The sequence below is a fragment of the Pseudomonas sp. SF2 genome (assembly GCF_036858055.1).
Taxonomy (GTDB): domain Bacteria; phylum Pseudomonadota; class Gammaproteobacteria; order Pseudomonadales; family Pseudomonadaceae; genus Aquipseudomonas.
Map to the genome: position 1 here is coordinate 120423 of NZ_JAMBDI010000009.1, position 17985 is coordinate 138407.

Below are 17985 nucleotides of genomic sequence, written 5' to 3' on the forward strand. Positions count from 1 at the left end.
CCGGTGCCATGCACCGCGTTGATTTCTTCGCGGGTAAACCCGCTCCCACAGGGATCTGCGGTGCGCTTACGGAATTTGTTATCCGCGCAGGCCGAGTGTCGCTGCCAGGTCGGTTAGCGAGTCGAACGCCCGGTCCACATCCGGCAAAGCCGGTCGCTTCAGGATCAGCACGGGTATCCCCAGCTCCCGCGCCACCTCCAGCTTCGGTTCGGTCGCCACGCTGCCGCTGTTCTTGCTGATCAGCACATCGATCCTGCGGCGCTGGAACAACGCGCGTTCATCTTCAATATGGAACGGCCCGCGCGCGCCAATCACTTCACAGCGGTCATTGCCAGGGCACGCCTCCAGCGCACGCAAGGTCCAGAACTGCTCCGGCGGTATCTCCTCCAGATGTTGCAGTGGCTCACGCCCCAGCGTGAACAATGGCCTGCGAAACGGCTTGAGCGCCTCGATCAACCCTGCCCAGTCCTCGACCTCGCGCCAGTCGTCCCCCGCTTGTGCCTGCCATGCCGGGCGGCGCAAGGCCCAGCATGGAATGCCGGCCATGCGTGCGGCGCTGGCGGCATTGCGGCTGATCTGTGCGGCATAGGGATGGGTGGCATCGATCAGCAACGTGATACCCGCCTCGTGCAGGTAGTGGGCCAGGCCCTCGGCGCCGCCAAAGCCACCGACCCGAACCTGGCATTGCAGGTCCTGCGGTACCCGGCCGATGCCCGCCAGGCTGTAGATGTGCTGTGGGCCCAGGCGGCGAGCGATGGCCAGGGCTTCAGTGACGCCGCCCAGCAGCAGGATGCGCCCGTTCATTGCACACCCGCCCGGCCGACGATGCCACCCTGGCGGTCGATGGCGAACACCTCCACCTGCACCTGCGCCGGCACCACGCTGCGGGCGAAGGCCAGGGCGTGGGCGCACACCGCGTCACCCAGGGGGATGCCGGCTGCATGGGCCAGGGCCAGGGCCTGCTGGCTGGTGTTGGCAGTAATGATCGCGGCCTGCAGCGCCTCGTCGGCGCCGATGTCCGCAGCCCAGCCGGCCAGTTGCGGCAAGTCGATGCTGGAGTGACGGCTGTGCAGGTCCATGTGCCCGGCGGCCAGCTTGCTGATCTTGCCGAAGCCGCCGCACAGGGTCAGGCGTGGCACCGGCACCTTGCGCAGGTGCTTGAGCACCGCACCGACGAAGTCGCCCATTTCGATCAGGGCGATTTCCGGCAGGCCGTAGACCCGGCGCATGGTGTCTTCGCTGGCGTTGCCGGTGCACGCGGCGATATGCGTGTAGCCGTTGGTGTGGGCGACGTCGATGCCCTGGTGGATCGAGGCGATGTAGGCCGCGCAGGAGAACGGCCGCACGATGCCACTGGTACCGAGGATCGACAGCCCGCCCAGGATGCCCAGGCGCGGGTTCATGGTCTTCAAGGCCAGTTGCTCGCCGCCCTGTACATTGACCGTGACCTCGAAGCCGCCGAGGTAGCTGCATTCGTCCGCCAGGCGTTGCAGGTGTTCGCGGATCATGCGCCGTGGCACCGGGTTGATGGCCGGCTCACCCACCGCCAGCACCAGCCCCGGGCGGGTCACGGTGCCGACGCCGGCGCCGGCGACAAAGTGAATGCCCGGTTCGGCCAGCAGGCGCACCTGGCTATAGAGCAGGGCGCCGTGGGTCACGTCCGGGTCGTCGCCGGCATCCTTGAGCGTGCCCGCTTCGGCGCCTTCGCTGGTGAGGCGGCAGAACTCCAGGCGCATTTGCACCACCTTGCCCTTGGGCAGGGTGATGCTGACGGCGTCGCTGCTCTCGCCGCCCAGCAGCAAGCGTGCTGCCGCCAGGCTGGTGGCGGTGGCGCAGCTGCCGGTGGTCAGGCCGCTGCGCAGGGGGGCGGGTTGTTCGCGGGTTTCTTCACGCATCGGCGGGTTTCACCACGTCCAGCAAGGTGATTGGCAGCGCCTGGCGCCAAGTGTCGAAGGCGCCCAATGGCTGGGCATGGGCGATGTGGATGCGGGTCAGCTCACCGCCGTGGTGTTCACGGAAATGCGCCAGGGCCAGTTCGCTTTGCAGGGTCACGGCGTTGGCTACCAGCCGGCCGCCGGGGCGCAGGTTTGCCCAGCACAGGTCGAGCACGCCTTCGCGGGTGACGCCGCCACCGATGAAGATCGCATCCGGTTGCTCCAGGCCTTCCAGCGCCGCCGGTGCCTTGCCGCGGACCAGCTGCAGGCCGGGTACACCCAGCGCATCGCGGTTGTGTTCGATGAAACCCTGGCGGCCTTCGTCGGCCTCGATGGCCAGGGCGCGGCAGGCCGGGTGGGCGCGCATCCATTCGATGCCGATCGAGCCGCAGCCGGCGCCCACGTCCCACAGTAGCTCGCCGGGCTGTGGTGCCAGGCGCGCCAGGGTGATGGCGCGGACATCGCGTTTGGTCAGCTGGCCGTCATGCCGGAAAGCGCTGTCCGGCAACCCGGCCAGCCGGTGCAGGCGCGGGGCGTCGGCACCGGCCAGGCACTCGATGGCTACCAGGTTGAGCGCGGCGACGTCGTTGTGCGGCCAGTCCTGGGCAGTGCCGGCCAAATCACGTTCGTCGACGCCACCCAAGTGTTCGAAGACCCGCAGGCGACTTGGCCCGAAGCCCCGCTCGCGCAGCAGCGTGGCAATTGCTGCCGGGCTATCGCCGTCGTTGCTCAGCACCAGCAGGCGCACGCCGCTGTGCAGATGGGCATTGAGCGCTGCAAGGGGCCGAGCGACCAGCGATACCACCTGCACGTCGTGCAGCGGCCAGCCCAGGCGGGCAGCGGCCAGGGCGCAGGAGGAGGGCATCGACAACACGCGCATTTCAGCGGCGGGCAACTGCCGCGCCAGGCTGGCGCCGACGCCGTAGAACATCGGGTCGCCGCTGGCCAGCACGCACACCGGCTCGCCGCGCAGGGCCAGCACCGGGGCCAGCGAGAACGGGCTTGGCCAGCCCAGCCGCTCGCCGGCCACGCAGCGTGGCAGCAAGGCCAGCTGGCGCGGGCTGCCGAAGATCCGCGCAGCGCCCAGCAGCGCGCGCCGGGCCTGTTTGCCCAGGCCGCTGAAGCCGTCTTCGCCGATACCTACTACTGTCAGCCAGGGTGCCATGGATACCTCTTCAGACCCTGGGGCTGCTGTGCAGCCCATCGCGACACAAGGCCGCTCCCACAGGGTGTGGTGATCCCTGTGGGAGCGGCCTTGTGTCGCGATGGGGTGCGCAGCGCCCCCAAAATTTCTGCTCAAACCCGAATGATGCTCGACCACCGGCTTTTCATGCCGCCGGACAAAGCAGGCATAATACCGCGCCTTCTACACTCAAGCGCATTTTCACAGATTGCCGGACGCCCCTTTGACCCAGGCCCATGCCCCCCATGTATCGCCCCGTCCCTCGGCCTGCCCGGGGTTGTGGCGCATCGTCGGTGCCCGTGATGGCGGTATCTGCCGCATCAAGCTGCCGGGTGGCCTGCTGCTGGCCGACCAGGCCGATGCGGTGGCGGCGGCGGCCGAGCGTTTCGCCGGTGGCGTGATCGAGGCCACCAACCGCGGCAACCTGCAGATTCGCGGCATCGGTAGCGAGCATCGCGGCCTGGTCGAGACGCTGCTCGCTGCCGGCCTGGGCCCGCGTGATGCCGCCGGTGACGATGTGCGCAACCTGATGCTCAGCCCGCTGGCCGGGCATGACCCGGCGATGCTGCTGGACGCCCGTCCGCTGGCCGGGCAGATCCTCGATCTGCTGGAAGGCACCCCGCGTTTTCACCAGTTGTCGGCCAAGTTCGCCGTGCAGCTGGATGCCGGCGAAAACCTGGCCATGCTCGAACACCCCCATGATCTGTGGCTGTCGGCCCTGCGCCTGGAGCAGCGGACCTGGCTGGCGTTTGGCCTGGCGGGTTGCCCGGCAGACGGCCAGGTACTCGGTGCGGTGCCGGCGGAACAAGGCCTGGCACTGGTGCGTGCGGTGCTTGAGCGCTTCCTCGACCTGGCCACCCCGGCACAGTCGCGCATGCGCCAGTTGCTCGAGGTGTGCTCGACAACCGATTTCATCGACGGGCTCGGCCTGGCTATCCGCCGCGATCCCGCCGTGCTCGCATGGCGCCGTGAACCGCGCAGCGTCTCGTGGCTGGGCGTGCTGCCCCAGGCGCAAGGGCTGGCCTTGGGCGTTGCCCCGCCGCAGGGTCGCCTGACCCCGGCCATGCTGCGCGGCGCCGCGCATATTGCCCGTGAACGGGGCGATGGCAGCCTGCGCCTGAGCCCCTGGCAAAGCCTGGTGCTGACCAACCTGCAAGCGCAGCACGTCGACCACGCCCAGGCCGAGTTGTCCACGCTGGGCCTGCTCTGCCACGACCATGAGCCACTGGCGCGCATCAGCGCCTGCACCGGCGCCAGCGGTTGTGCCAAGGCCCTGGGCGAGACCAAGGCCGATGCCGTCACCCTCGCGGCGCTGCTCGGCCCAGGCGTGCCCGGCAGCGTGCACTTGTCCGGTTGCCCCCGATCCTGTGCCGTGGCCCATGTGGCCCCGGCCACCCTGCTGGCCCGCGCGCCGGGCCGTTACGACCTGTACCTGCGTGATGCGCGCCAGCCGGGCTTCGGTGCCCTGCGCGCCACCGACCTTACCTTGAATGAAGCAGGCGCCATGCTCGACCTGCCGACGGAGCACCTTGATGATTGACTACATCCGCGATGGTCAGGAGATCTATCGCAACTCCTTCCGGATCATCCGCGAGGAAGCCCGACTCGAGCGGATCCCCGCAGACCTCGAAAAGCTCGCCGTGCGCGTGATTCACGCCTGTGGCATGGTCGACGCCATCGATGGCCTGCAGTTCTCCGAAGGTGCCGGCCGGGCCGGGCGCCAGGCGCTGCTGAACGGCGCGCCGATCCTGTGCGATGCGCACATGGTCGCCGAAGGCATCACCCGTGCCCGCCTGCCCGCCGACAACAAGGTCATCTGCACCCTGCGCGACCCGAGCGTACCGGGCCTGGCCAAAGACGCCGGCAATACCCGTTCCGCCGTGGCCCTGGAGCTGTGGCGGCCGTATCTGGAAGGCAGTGTGGTGGTGATCGGCAACGCCCCTACCGCGCTGTTCTACCTGCTGGAAATGCTCGACGCCGGCGCCCCGAAACCGGCACTGATCCTCGGCTTCCCGGTCGGTTTCGTCGGTGCCGCCGAGTCCAAGGCGATGCTCGCCGCCGACAGCCGTGGCGTGCCGTTCGTGATCATGCAGGGCCGCCTTGGCGGCAGTGCGATGGCCGCCGCCGCGGTCAACGCCCTGGCCACGGAGGTGGAATGATGGCGCCGCGTGGACGTCTGCTGGGCCTGGGCGTGGGCCCTGGCGACCCTGAACTGATTACCCTCAAGGCCCTGCGTCTGCTACGTGAAGCGCCGGTGGTCGGCTACTTCGTGGCCAAGGGCAAGCGTGGCAATGCCTTCGGCATCATCGAGGCGCACCTGCAGCCCGAGCAGACCTTGCTGCCGCTGGTCTACCCGGTAACCACCGAAGCGCTGCCAGCGCCGCTGTCCTATGAACAGGTGATCAGCGACTTCTACGACGAGGCCAGCGTGCAGGTGGCCGAGCATCTGGATGCCGGCCGCGACGTGGCGGTGATCTGCGAAGGCGACCCGTTCTTCTACGGCTCCTACATGTACCTGCACGATCGCCTGGCGCAGCGCTACGAGGCCGAAGTAATCCCCGGCGTCTGCTCGATGCTCGGTGGCGCCTCGGTACTGGGCGCGCCGCTGGTGTACCGCAACCAGAGCCTGTCGGTGCTGTCTGGCGTGTTGCCGGCCGCAGAGCTCAAGCGTCGCCTGGCCGACGCCGATGCGGCAGTGATCATGAAGCTTGGCCGCAACTTCCCCAAGGTGCGCGAAGTGCTGGCCGAACTGGGCCTGGACGGGCGCGCGCTGTATGTGGAGCGGGCGACCATGGCCAACCAGAAAATCGTGCCGCTGGACCAGGTCGACCCGCAGTCGTCGCCGTACTTCTCGCTGATCATCGTGCCGGGTGAAAAATGGCAGGGCTGAACATGCACCGGGCACCGGCGATCGTCATCCTTGGCCAGGGCAGCCTGACCACGGCGCAGCGTATCCAGCAGTGTTATCCACAGGCATCGATCCATGGCCTGGAAGGCCGGGTCGAGGGTGCCGACCTTTATTACACCGCGTTCGGCGATACCCTGCGTGGGCTGTACCAGCAGGACACGCCTATCATCGCCCTGTGCGCCGCGGGTATCGTCATCCGCAGCCTGGCCAGCCTGCTCAGCGAGAAAGGTGTCGAGCCACCGGTACTGGCCGTGGCCGAAGACGGCAGTGCCGTAGTGCCGCTGCTCGGTGGCCTTGGCGGTGTGAACGTGATGGCGCGCGAAATCGCCGAGGCATTGGGCGTTGCTGCGGCCATCACCACCAGTGGCGAATTGCGTTTCGGCACCTGCCTGCTGAACCCGCCGCAGGGCTATGCCCTGGCGGATATCGAGCAAGGCAAGCGCTTCGTCTCCGACCTGCTGGCTGGCGAGACGGTGCGCATCGAAGGTGACGCGCCGTGGCTGCAGCAGGCGCAATTGCCTGCCAGTGAGGCGGCCCGGCGTACCATCCATGTGGGGCACCAGGCGCGTCCGGCCAGCCGTGACGAGCTGCTGATCCACCCACGTTCGGTGGTAGTGGGTGTTGCGGGTGGTAGTCTGGCCAGTATTCGTGCGGCATTGCAGCAGGCCGGCATCGCCGAGCCGGCAGTGGCCTGCCTGCTGGCCGACGAGCAAGCCATGGCCGATAGCGCCCTGCACGAAGCGGCACAGGCCCTGGGTGTTGCCTTGCGCTTTGCCGCCAAGGCGCATGATGTGGCTGGTATGGTTGCTGCGGCATTGCCCGCTGCGCAACTGATCGAGGTGGCAGACGTGGTCATCGCGGTGGCGCCTGCCCCGGTCGAGGTGGCGCAGGTTGGCCGTCGTCGCGGTCGCCTGGCGGTCATCGGCCTGGGGCCGGGTGCTGCCGAACTGATGGTGCCGGCGGTCAAGGCTGAACTGGCGCGGGCCGAAGATGTGCTCGGTTACGAAACCTACGTGCGCATGGCCGGCCCGTTCCGTGACGACCAGGTGCTGCACTGCACCGACAACCGTGAAGAGATGCAGCGTGCCCGGCATGCCTTCGAACTGGCGGCCCAGGGCCGTTCGGTGGTGGTGGTGTCGTCGGGCGACCCGGGTGTGTTCGCCATGGCGGCTGCGGTACTTGAAGCGCTGCACGAGTCCAATGACCCGGCCTGGCACCGGGTGGATCTCGAGATCCTGCCGGGGGTGTCGGCCTCGCTCGCAACCGCCGCCCAGGCGGGCGCGCCGCTGGGGCATGACTTCTGCGTGATGTCGCTGTCGGACAACCTCAAACCCTGGTCGATCATTGAAAAGCGCCTGGACCTGGCGGCCCAGGCCGACCTGGTGCTGGCGTTCTACAACCCGATTTCCAAATCCAGGCCGCATCAGCTCGGCGTGGCGCTGGAAGTGGTGCGTCGGCACCGTGACGGGAACACGCCTGTAGTCCTTGGCCGCGATATCGGTAGGCCGGGGCAGACGCTGAAGGTCGTCACTTTGGCCGAGCTGCTGCCGGAAATGGTCGACATGCGCACCATGGTCTTGGTGGGCTCCTCTACAACCTGCGTGTTTCCTCGCCTGTCGGGCGGGGTGTGGGCCTACACCCCGCGTTGGTACCCGTCGGCCAACTAGTTGCACCGGAAACCCTTCAGCGCGCTGCATCGTGGGCGCGCTGGCTAAGGTGGTTGCCCCTGACTCGGGGGGCAACCATCTAGGAGTTTCCACATGTCCGAAGAAACACAAGTCACTACCACCGACGCGGCCATCCTGGTCGAAGGCAACCTGCTGGCCTGCGGCGCAGGCATGTCTTCGCAAAGCCGGCATGACGTAAAGAACGCCTTCCACTTCGCCACTTTGGTGGCTGACAAATCCTTCGATGCCGAAAAGCAGAGCAGGGAGTGGTACGAGCGGTTCATCGATGTCATGCGTGATCTTGGCTTTACCATCCCCAAGCGTAGTTTCGAACTGGAAACCTCGGCGGAACTGTCTGTCACCGTGGGCGCTGTCGCTATACGGGCGATCGGTGTGGTGGGGAATGCAATGTTGGGTGGTACCAAGTTGGGTGAGCTGGCCAAGATGGCCTTCGACAAACTGACCACCGTCGAAAACGACGCCAAGGTGCTCGACCACAAACGCAAGAACCAGGCCAGGGGCATGGTCGGGATGGCGGCCTGCATCGAAACCGATAACAACGATGTGGTCATGGTGGTGAGCTGCATCCAGGCGTCTGCCCCGCAGCTGGATGATGACATCCTGGGTATCCAGTGGAAGCTGGACAAGACCCACTACTACGCCGGCACGGCTGTGCTAACCCTCAACACCTTCGTCTACGAAAAAATCCGCGAAACCGTGGAAAACAAACTCGGCGTGCGCAGTGTCGAGAACATTCTCCAGTACGACATCTGATTGCAGGGCGGCGTTGCAACGCCGCCTTGTTCGGCTATTTGTGACGAGGCAACACCATGGACAGAACAGCTGAACAACTGATGTTGATTGGCGGAACGGCACTACTGTATCGCGCAGACACTGGCCAGATTCAGTGTCAGGCCGCCTTCGACTCGATCCTTTACGCCCAGTTGGTGGCCAACAGGCGTGCGGGGTCACGCTTTGAGAACTATGAAGCCTGGTATGACGCCTATCGCGAGGCATACCGACAACTGGGCTGGATCAAGCTGGCCGGTACGCATGACCTGAAACAGTTGGGGCAACCCGTGCGCGGCTCGCAGATACAGCCACTTGAGGCGTGGCTGAGGATGCGTTCGATCCGCCATGAGGCTGTGCTGGCTGCAGTGAAGAGTGGCCTGAGCCGATCAATCGAAGGTTTTCGCCACCAGCTGAAGTTCAGCACGCAGGGTTCGCAGCTGGTGATCGAGCTTGGCTTGCTCAAGCCGGGGCCGACGCTCGACCTTTGCAGTATCACCCTGCAATTCGACGAGCCGATCGCCGGCACCTCGCGGGACATGTTGCTGGTCGAAAAGGCTCTGCAGGGCGAAGCCAGGTTCAATGGCGTTTCCTTGCTGCTGGATAACGTGCGTTTCCAACGTCAGCGAGATGAACTGCAGACATTGATGAAAACCAAGGATGCACAGGGGGAGTATCGGTTCGACCCTCATGCACCAGTAACGGGAGCACAACATGAGTGAAGCCATATCTGCTGTGATCGGCGCAGGGATTGTTTCGTTTCTGCCGGGTATTCCCACTGCGCAGAAAAACAAAGTGCGGCTTGCCCTGGCGATGGCTGAGCGGGCCACCGAGACGGCCTACAAGGAAGGGCTGATCCAGGACTGGTTGGCCTACTACCGCAACCAGCTGAAATTCATGGGCTGGGACGCAGTTTCTGCCGAGCAGGTGCACTGGCCTGAGGAGGGCCGTGCCAGGCAAACCGACAAGGTGCTTGAAACCATTGCCGCAACCGCCGGCGATCATTTTGCCTCGGCAAGCAGCCAGTCCATGCGCAAGCTGTTGACCAAGCCGCCGGTTCTGCAATCGCTTGAGCGCTGTGCCTATGAGCGGCAGCATTTTCAATTGCTGCCCTGCGCGTCTGCTGGGGCGAATCGTGTCGACATGGTGCTGTATCACGAAACGGACAATCGTTCGGCGTTCCGGGCGGGCTTCATCAGCCACAAACGCAGCCTCAAGAATGTGCGAGCGGAGTTGATACGCTTCAACATCCTGGCTTTCGAGCAGAGTTTCTTGCCCAAGGTTCGGGATCGCGTCGTTCAGGTCTCCCTGCAGCGCATACTGGATTTCGACATCTAGGGCGCGAGGTAGCCTTTGATACCGGTGAAGATGATCTGCGCAGCCAGGGCGCAGACGAACAGCCCCATCAGCCGGCTGACGATCTGCAGGCCCTGGTCGCCAAGGATGCGCTCGATGCGGTGCGAGAGGTACAGCACCAGGCCCACGGTGAAGCTGGCCAGGGCGATGCTGATGATGGCCAGCACCTTGTCGTCCCAGTGCGGGTGGCCGACGCCCATTACCAGCAGTGCACCGATGGTGCCCGGGCCGACGGTCAGCGGGATGGTCAGTGGCACGATGGTGACATCCTGTTGCACATTGTCGGCCTGAACCGCGGACTTGCCTTGGGCCATGCCCAGTGCCGAGATGAACAGCACGCTGCCGGCGCCGATGCGGAACGCGTCGGCGGTGATGCCGAAAATGCCGAATATCGCCCGCCCGAACAGGTACAGCAGGACACTGGCGATGAGCGCGGCGATGGCCACCTTCCAGGCCAGCTGCTTGCGCTCCTTGCTGGAATGACCGCGGGTCAGGCTGATGAAGCACGACAGCACGAAGAACGGGCTGTAGAGCACGAGCATTTTCAGGTAGACGCTGAACAACTCATGGAGCATGGGGGCTAGTCCAGGCAGTTATGGCTGGGCAGAGTTTATCAGCAGATTCTGTTGATAGCCTGTGCCGGCCTTTTCGCGGGTGAACCCGCTCCCACAGGGATAGCATTGCCTTCAGGCCTTATGCAGTACCTGTTGGAGCGGGTTCACCCGCGAAGAGGCCGGCACAGGCGCCTCAGATCAGGAACTATGCACCGGATCCACCTTGGCTTCCCGCTGGTTGGCCCAGTACTGGATCAGCTCTCGCAACTGCGACAGTTCCACCGGCTTGGCCATGTGCCCGTCCATGCCCGCAAGGCGGGCGCGTTCCTTGTGTTCGGCAAGTATGTGCGCGGTCAGCGCCACCACCGGGGTGCGCTGGCGCTGGTTGGCAGTTTCCCAGGCACGCAGCTGCCGAGTGGCCGAGAAACCGTCCAGGACCGGCATCTCGCAGTCCATCAGCACCAGGTCATAGTGCTGCGCCTTCATCGCCTGCAAGGCCTCTTCGCCATTGCTGGCGGTGTCGGGCTCGAGGTTGAGCTTGCCGAGCATGCCGCGGATCACCTTGGTCGAGATGCTGTTGTCCTCGGCGACCAGCACACGGAAATCGCCGGGCAGGTCCAGTGCCTGGGGGATGCCGGGCAAGCTGGCTGGTACGGCTTGCTCGCGGCCACGCTGGGCCATTTCTTCAGCCAAGGTGGTTTTCAACGTGTAGCCAGCCACCGGCTTGGCAAGGATCCGCTTGACCCCGGCGTTGCGCGCAATAATCTTGCTCGGCGCATTGCTGATGCCGGTGAGCATCACCACCAGGATGTCGTGGTTCAGGCTCGGGTCTTCCTTGATCTTGGCGGCCAGCTGCATGCCGGTCATGCCGGGCATGTTCTGGTCCAGCAGCACGGCATCGAAGTAGTCGCGCAGGTGGGCCTTGGTGCGCAGCAGGGCCAGCGCTTCCTTGCCCGATGGCACCGCACTGACGTTCATGCCCCAGGCGCTGCACTGCTGCACCAGTACCTTGCGGCAGGTGTCGTTGTCGTCCACCACCAGGACGCGGGCATCACGCAGCGGGCCGTCGAGGTCGGCCGGTGGCTGTTCCAGGCGTGAAGGGTCCAGCGGCAGGGTCAGCCACAGGGTGTTGCCCATGCCGGTACTGCTCTTGATGCCGAACTCGCCCTGCATCAGGCCGATCAGCTGCTTGGCGATGACCAGGCCAAGGTGGCCGCCCAGCTTGTTGCTGGACAGGAAGTGGTGGCTGTGCAGCTCGGCCTGCAGCAAGGCTTCGCGCTCGGCGGCGGGCAACGGTTCGCCGCTGTCCTGCACGGCGATGCGCAGGCGCGGTAAATCGCCGCGCTGGTCCAGCGCCACCACCAGCAGGATCTCGCCCTGGTCGGTGTTTTTCAGGGCATTTTCCAGCAGGCTCGACAAGGCCTGGCGCAGGCGCGTAGGGTCGCCGCTGATCACCCGGGGTACTTGCGGTTGGGTGAAGCTGATCAGCTCGATGTTCTGCTGCTCGGCCTTGGCGCGGAAGATGTTCAGGCAATCCTCGATCAGCGCGTTGAGGTCGAACTGCACGTCATCCAGCTCGATCTGCCGGGATTCCAGCTTGGAAATGTCGAGAATTTCGTTGATCAGCGTGAGCAGTTCGTTGCCGGCGCTGTGAATGGTCTGCACGTAGTCGCGCTGCTTGACCGACAGCGGCGTGCCCAGCAGCAGCTCGGTCATGCCCAGCACACCGTTCATGGGGGTGCGGATTTCGTGGCTGATCTTGGCCAGGAACTCGGCCTTGGCATTGATTTCGGCATCGCTGGCGGCCAGGGCGCGGCTGGCGCTGAAGCGCTCTTCGCTCATGCGCCGCAGGCGTTCGCTGACCGCCAGGTTGAGCAGCAGGCCGCTGGTCACGGTCAGGCCCAGCAGGATGCACAGCAGCCAGGGCGTTGGAGTGCGGGTCAGGCCCAGCAGCGCCGGCAGCAGCACCAGGCCCCCCAGGTTGAACACCACCATGGCCAGGCTGAACAGGCGTGCGGGGGCATAGCCCTTGTACCAGTGGTAGCTGCTGACGAGCAGCATGCTCACGCTGCCCAGGGCCATCAGGGCGTAGGTCATCAGGTTGAGGGGCAGGGTGTCGACGAACAGCAGCACCAGCCCGCTGACCCCGACCACCAGCATTTCGCCCTGCAGCAGGCGGTTAAGCCGAGGCGAATTGCAGGGCGAGAAGAAATGCTGGGTGAAATACAGCCCGGCCAGACCGGCCAGGACCAGCGTCAGGTACGCGGCGGGCGTTTGCGCGCTGTGCCACACGTGCCACCAGGGGCCGCTGAGGTTCAGCAGGATCAGGCCGCTGAGCAGCATCAGGCCGTGGTACAGCGCCAGGATCAGGGTGGTGCTGGAACGGCTGTAGAGGAAGCGGATCAGGTTGTGCATGATCAGCATCACCAGGCCGCCGAACAGCATGCCGAACAGCAGTGGCTGGCGCTGGTCGGAGGCGGCCACGGCCGCGGGTTCCAGGCTGATGGCCGGGCGCAGCTGGTGCTCGGAAACCAGGCGCAGGTAGATATCCAGGGGTTGTTTGCTGTTGGGCAGGGGCAGTACATGGTCGCTGCCACGCAGGGTCGGGCTGGCATTGCCTGCCTGGCGCCCGTGGTGCAGCTGACGCAGAAGTCGGTCGCCCTCGAGGGCGTAGAGGTCCAGGCCTGACAGGTCTGGGGCGAATACCCGCAGCAGTTGTTCCTGCTCGCCGGGTTCCAGGCGGTAGTGCAGCCACAGGGCCTGTTCCGCAGGGGCGGCATCCAGGTCGGCGAGAGCCATCGGGCTGAACTGGTTGCGGTAACGCTCGGAGCGCACGTCGCTCAGTTGCAGATTGGCCTGTTCGTCAAGCAGAACGGCCCAGCCTCCGTCATGTTCGGCCGCAGCCGGAAACATGCAGAGCAAGGTCAGCAAGCTGACGATCAGAGCTGAGGCGATCCGAAGCCGACGCACTACGAAATCCCTTCTTAGCCAAAGTGCCGGGTATTAACTATGCGCGGCGCGCCAAGTCGAAGGCAAGGCCCCTTTGGGCCCTGTCGACGAGCCGGATGCCGCAGGCGCAAGGTACTGTGGCGCGCTGCGGCAATCCGGTAGAACTTACTGCTGGTGCTCACCGCGCTCGCGGGCGATGGCCCGGTAGCCGATGTCGGTGCGGTAGAAGCTGCCGTTCCAGCTTACTTCCTTGGCCAGGCGATAAGCCTGCTGCTGCGCGTCGGCAACGGTGCTGCCCATGGCGGTGGCACACAGAACGCGGCCGCCGTTGGTGACCACTTGGCCATCCTTGAGCGAAGTACCGGCATGGAACACCTTGCCTTCGATCTTCGCGGCAGCGTCCAGACCGTTGATTACGTCGCCCTTGGCGTAGTCGCCCGGGTAACCGCCGGCAGCCAGCACCACGCCCAGGCTCGGGCGCGGGTCCCACTGCGCTTCGACCTTGTCCAGCGCCTTGGCGAATGCGGCCTCGACCAGCAGTACCAGGCTCGACTCCAGGCGCAGCATGACCGGCTGGGTCTCTGGGTCGCCGAAGCGGCAGTTGAACTCGATGACCTTGGGGTTGCCCGCCTTGTCGATCATCAGGCCGGCGTAAAGGAAGCCGGTGTAGACGTTGCCTTCCTCGGCCATGCCGCGCACGGTCGGCCAGATCACCTGGTCCATCACGCGCTGGTGCACTTCGGCGGTGACCACCGGGGCAGGGGAGTAGGCACCCATGCCGCCGGTGTTCGGGCCGGTGTCCTGGTCGCCGACGCGCTTGTGGTCCTGGCTGGTGGCCATGGGCAGCACGTTCTGGCCGTCGACCATGACGATGAAGCTGGCTTCCTCGCCGTCGAGGAACTCCTCGATGACCACGCGGGAACCTGCATCGCCGAAAGCGTTGCCGGCCAGCATGTCACGTACGGCGGCTTCGGCTTCTTCCAGGGTCATGGCGACGATCACGCCCTTGCCCGCGGCCAGGCCGTCGGCCTTGATCACGATCGGCGCGCCTTTTTCCTGCAGGTAGGCCAGCGCCGGCTCGATTTCGGTGAAGTTCTGGTAGTCGGCGGTCGGGATCTTGTGACGCGCCAGGAAGTCCTTGGTGAAGGCCTTGGAGCCTTCCAGCTGCGCCGCGCCCTTGGTCGGGCCGAAGCAGTCCAGGCCGCGGCTGCGGAACAGGTCGACCACGCCGATGACCAGCGGCGCTTCCGGGCCGACGATGGTCAGGTCGACGTTCTTCTCGGCGAAGTCAGCCAGTTGCTCCAGGGCGCACACGTCGATGGCGACGTTCTCGCACTTGGCTTCAATGGCGGTGCCGGCGTTGCCCGGGGCAACGAAGACTTTCTCGACGCGTGGATCCTGGGCGACTTTCCAGGCCAGGGCGTGCTCACGGCCGCCGCTGCCGATGATCAAAACTTTCATGTCAAAACCTCTGTTTGGCGGCAGTCCTCGTACCTTGTGGGAGCGGGCTCACCCGCGAATGCGGCGGTGAATCCAACATCGCATTCGCGGGTGAACCCGCTCCCACAGGGGCCGAGGATCGGCCGGCCATCTTGATTAGTGGCGGAAGTGGCGCATACCGGTGAAGACCATCGCGATACCTGCCTCGTCGGCAGCGGCGATGACCTCGGCATCACGCATCGAACCACCTGGCTGGATCACGGCGCTGATACCCACTTTAGCCGCATTGTCGATGCCATCACGGAACGGGAAGAACGCATCCGATGCCATGACTGCGCCCTGCACCTGCAGGCCGGCATGCTCGGCCTTGATTGCAGCAATGCGTGCGGAGTTGACGCGGCTCATCTGGCCGGCGCCGACGCCGATGGTCTGGCGCTGCTTGGCGTAGACAATGGCATTGGACTTGACGAACTTGGCCACTTTCCAGGCAAATACCAGGTCGTGGATCTCTTGCTCGGTCGGTGCACGCTTGGTGACGATCTTCAGGTCATCGGCAGTGATCATGCCGATATCGCGGCTCTGCACCAGCAGGCCACCGTTGACGCGCTTGAAGTCCCAACCGGCAGCGCGCTCGGCTGGCCACTCGCCGCATTCCAGCAGGCGTACGTTCTGCTTGGCGGCAACCACGTCGCGGGCAGCCTGGGAGATTTTCGGCGCGATGATCACTTCGACGAACTGGCGGTCGACGATGGCCTTGGCGGTTTCGCCGTCCAGCTCGCGGTTGAAGGCGATGATGCCGCCGAACGCCGACTCGGTGTCGGTGGCGTAGGCCAGGTCGTAGGCCTTGCGGATGCCGCCTTCGTCTTCAGGCACCACGGCCACGCCGCACGGGTTGGCGTGCTTGACGATGACGCAGGCCGGCTTGACGAAGCTCTTCACGCACTCCAGTGCGGCGTCGGTGTCGGCCACGTTGTTGAACGACAGTTCCTTGCCCTGCAGCTGGATGGCGGTGGAAACGCTGGCTTCGCCTTTTTTCGCTTCTACGTAGAACGCCGCGCTCTGGTGCGGGTTCTCGCCGTAGCGCATTTCCTGGGCCTTGACGAACTGGCTGTTGAAGGTGCGCGGGAATTCGCTGCGGCCTTCAGTGCTCAGGGTCTCTTTGGCCTGGTCGATGGTGCCCATGTAGTTGGCGATCATGCCGTCGTAGGCAGCGGTGTGCTCGAACGCCTTGAGCATCAGGTCGAAGCGCTGGGCGTAGGTCAGGCCGCCGGCCTTGAGGCCTTCGACGATGCCGGCGTAGTCGCTGGCGTTGACCACGATGGCCACGTCCTTGTGGTTCTTGGCAGCCGAACGGACCATGGTCGGGCCGCCGATGTCGATGTTCTCGATGGCGGTCGGCAGGTCACAGCCAGGTTTGGAAATGGTCGCTTCGAACGGGTACAGGTTGACCGCTACCAGGTCGATCGGCTTGATGCCGTGCTCGTTCATGATGGCGTCGTCGGTGCCGCGGCGGCCGAGGATGCCACCGTGGATTTTCGGGTGCAGGGTCTTGACCCGGCCATCCATCATTTCGGCGAAGCCGGTGTAGTCGGCCACTTCCACCGCGTTGACGCCGTTGTCCTTGAGCAGCTTGTAGGTGCCACCGGTGGACAGGATCTCGACACCGAGCTGCTGCAGCTCACGGGCGAATTCGAGGATACCGGTCTTGTCGGAGACGCTGATCAGGGCGCGGCGGACTGGCAGGCGGGTAGTCTGGTCGGTCATTTCGGGTTCCAATAACGCGGTGGAGTCAGCAAAAAAGGCGCCTCTGTTCAGGGAGCCGCCTTTTCTGGTTGGGATTCTGGCTTACAACAAATCGTACTGCTTGAGCTTCTTGCGCAGGGTGCCTCGGTTCAGCCCGAGCATCTCGCTGGCCTTGGTCTGGTTGCCCTTCACGTAGTTCATCACGCTTTCGAGCAGGGGCGCCTCGACTTCGGAGAGCACCAGGTTGTACACGTCCGTCACGGTCGCGCCTTCCAGGTGGGCGAAGTAGTTGTGCAGCGCCTTCTCGACGCTGTCGCGAAGGGTCTGGCCCTCTTCGCTCGGCGTATTGAGGTGCTGTTTCAGGTTGGCGTTGTCGCTCACGGGCGTTGTTCCACTCACAAATGTCTCGGTCATCATCGTCATGCGGCCACCCCTTGTCCGTCCTCTGTCTCAAGGCTCTGTCGACGTTCGCTGAAAAACGCGCGAACGTTGGCGCACTGCGCTTGTGTGTCTTCCAAAGCGTTGAACCGGGAGCGAAACTCCTTGCCGCCGGGTCGTGTTGCCAGATACCAGCCAACGTGCTTGCGGGCGATACGTACGCCCATCACATCGCCATAGAAGGCATGCAGCGCGGCCAGATGTTCCAGCAGGATGCGTTCCACTTCGTCCAGCTGCGGCGCTGGCAGGTGTTCACCAGTGCGCAGGTAATGCTCGATCTCGCGAAAGATCCATGGCCGCCCCTGGGCGGCCCGGCCGATCAACAGGCCATCGACCCCGGTGGCGTCCAGCACCGCCCGGGCTTTTTCTGGCGAGGTGATATCGCCGTTGGCAAAAACCGGGATCGACACCGCCTGCTTGATGGCAGCGATGGTGTCGTATTCGGCTTCGCCGGTGTACAGGTCGGCGCGTGTGCGGCCATGCACCGCCAGCGCCTGGATGCCGGCCTGCTCGGCGATCCTCGCCACGTTCAGGCCGTTCTTGTTCGCCCGGTCCCAACCGGTGCGGATCTTCAGGGTCACCGGGACGTCCACGGCGCCGACCACGGCGTGGAGGATCTCGCTGACCAAGGCTTCATCTCTCAATAAAGCAGAGCCTGCGGCTTTGTTGCAGACTTTTTTTGCCGGGCAGCCCATGTTGATATCAATGATCTGGGCGCCTGCTTCGACGTTGGCCTGTGCCGCCGCTGCCATCATCTGTGCATCACCACCGGCGATCTGCACCGAGCGTGGCTCGGGATCACCTTCATGGATGCGGCGCAGGCTCGACTTGCGGCTGTTCCACAGGCTCATGTCGCTGGAGACCATTTCCGACACCACCATGCCGGCGCCCAGGCGCTGGCAAAGCGTACGGAAAGGTTGGTCCGTGACCCCGGCCATGGGCGCGAGGATCAGGTTGTTGCGTAGTGTGTATGGGCCGATGCGTACCGCCGACATAGGTGATCCCTGTTGTGGGGCCGAATCTT

16 protein-coding genes are annotated in these 17985 nt (G+C 65.0%); 7 read left to right on the forward strand and 9 right to left on the reverse strand.

Going from position 1 to position 17985, the window contains the following annotated elements; genetic code table 11:
* Positions 1 to 78: 78 nt before the first annotated feature.
* From M2S36_RS06310 to cbiE, 3 genes are read right to left on the reverse strand one after another with little or no spacing between them, the layout of a single operon-like run.
* A complete protein-coding gene (locus M2S36_RS06310) occupies positions 79 to 804 on the reverse strand; it encodes a cobalt-precorrin-6A reductase (protein WP_233687349.1) in 726 nt (241 codons plus the stop codon).
* Positions 801 to 1895, reverse strand: a complete 1095-nt coding sequence (locus M2S36_RS06315) for a cobalt-precorrin-5B (C(1))-methyltransferase (protein ID WP_207828868.1) — start codon at positions 1893 to 1895, stop codon at positions 801 to 803. The genes M2S36_RS06310 and M2S36_RS06315 overlap by 4 nt, the downstream gene beginning before the upstream one ends.
* On the reverse strand, positions 1888 to 3099 hold the full coding sequence (gene cbiE / locus M2S36_RS06320; protein WP_207828870.1) for a precorrin-6y C5,15-methyltransferase (decarboxylating) subunit CbiE: 1212 nt from the start codon (positions 3097 to 3099) through the stop codon (positions 1888 to 1890). Before cbiE ends, M2S36_RS06315 begins: the two co-directional genes overlap by 8 nt.
* Positions 3100 to 3325: 226 nt before the next feature.
* Between cbiE and cobG the strand changes: the two genes are divergently transcribed.
* The 7 genes from cobG to M2S36_RS06355 all read left to right on the forward strand — a co-directional run bounded on the left by cobG (position 3326) and on the right by M2S36_RS06355 (position 9819).
* Positions 3326 to 4657 carry a precorrin-3B synthase gene (gene cobG, locus M2S36_RS06325; RefSeq protein WP_207828873.1) on the forward strand — a complete coding sequence of 444 codons (1332 nt, stop codon included), beginning with the start codon at positions 3326 to 3328 and terminating at the stop codon, positions 4655 to 4657.
* A complete protein-coding gene (locus M2S36_RS06330) occupies positions 4650 to 5276 on the forward strand; it encodes a precorrin-8X methylmutase (RefSeq protein WP_207828879.1) in 627 nt (208 codons plus the stop codon). Before cobG ends, M2S36_RS06330 begins: the two co-directional genes overlap by 8 nt.
* Positions 5273 to 6007: a precorrin-2 C(20)-methyltransferase gene (locus tag M2S36_RS06335; RefSeq protein ID WP_233687351.1), complete on the forward strand. Its 735-nt coding sequence runs from the start codon at positions 5273 to 5275 to the stop codon at positions 6005 to 6007. The genes M2S36_RS06330 and M2S36_RS06335 overlap by 4 nt, the downstream gene beginning before the upstream one ends.
* Positions 6008 to 6009: 2 nt before the next feature.
* Positions 6010 to 7692 carry a precorrin-3B C(17)-methyltransferase gene (gene cobJ, locus M2S36_RS06340; RefSeq protein WP_241106821.1) on the forward strand — a complete coding sequence of 561 codons (1683 nt, stop codon included), beginning with the start codon at positions 6010 to 6012 and terminating at the stop codon, positions 7690 to 7692.
* A 93-nt stretch (positions 7693 to 7785) separates the two neighbouring features.
* Complete coding sequence (locus M2S36_RS06345; RefSeq protein ID WP_207828883.1) at positions 7786 to 8466, forward strand: hypothetical protein; 681 nt, start codon at positions 7786 to 7788, stop codon at positions 8464 to 8466.
* 56 nt (positions 8467 to 8522) lie between these two features.
* On the forward strand, positions 8523 to 9203 hold the full coding sequence (locus M2S36_RS06350; protein ID WP_233687353.1) for a hypothetical protein: 681 nt from the start codon (positions 8523 to 8525) through the stop codon (positions 9201 to 9203).
* Positions 9196 to 9819: a hypothetical protein gene (locus M2S36_RS06355; RefSeq protein WP_207828885.1), complete on the forward strand. Its 624-nt coding sequence runs from the start codon at positions 9196 to 9198 to the stop codon at positions 9817 to 9819. Before M2S36_RS06350 ends, M2S36_RS06355 begins: the two co-directional genes overlap by 8 nt.
* Here M2S36_RS06355 and M2S36_RS06360 read toward each other — a convergent pair.
* From M2S36_RS06360 to dusB, 6 genes are all read right to left on the reverse strand, one after another.
* A complete protein-coding gene (locus tag M2S36_RS06360; RefSeq protein WP_207828887.1) occupies positions 9816 to 10412 on the reverse strand; it encodes a MarC family protein in 597 nt (198 codons plus the stop codon). The genes M2S36_RS06355 and M2S36_RS06360 overlap by 4 nt on opposite strands.
* Before the next feature lie 177 nt (positions 10413 to 10589).
* Positions 10590 to 13361, reverse strand: coding sequence for a hybrid sensor histidine kinase/response regulator (locus tag M2S36_RS06365; RefSeq protein WP_207828890.1), 2772 nt, complete (start codon positions 13359 to 13361; stop codon positions 10590 to 10592).
* A gap of 144 nt (positions 13362 to 13505) precedes the next feature.
* Positions 13506 to 14801, reverse strand: coding sequence for a phosphoribosylamine--glycine ligase (gene purD / locus M2S36_RS06370; RefSeq protein WP_207828899.1), 1296 nt, complete (start codon positions 14799 to 14801; stop codon positions 13506 to 13508).
* A gap of 135 nt (positions 14802 to 14936) precedes the next feature.
* Positions 14937 to 16544: a bifunctional phosphoribosylaminoimidazolecarboxamide formyltransferase/IMP cyclohydrolase gene (gene purH, locus M2S36_RS06375; protein WP_063911866.1), complete on the reverse strand. Its 1608-nt coding sequence runs from the start codon at positions 16542 to 16544 to the stop codon at positions 14937 to 14939.
* A gap of 81 nt (positions 16545 to 16625) precedes the next feature.
* Positions 16626 to 16946 carry a DNA-binding transcriptional regulator Fis gene (gene fis, locus M2S36_RS06380; protein WP_012274390.1) on the reverse strand — a complete coding sequence of 107 codons (321 nt, stop codon included), beginning with the start codon at positions 16944 to 16946 and terminating at the stop codon, positions 16626 to 16628.
* Positions 16943 to 17956 (reverse strand): tRNA dihydrouridine synthase DusB, encoded by a 1014-nt coding sequence (dusB, locus tag M2S36_RS06385; RefSeq protein WP_075046490.1) that lies wholly within the window; start codon positions 17954 to 17956, stop codon positions 16943 to 16945. Before dusB ends, fis begins: the two co-directional genes overlap by 4 nt.
* Positions 17957 to 17985: the final 29 nt, after the last annotated feature.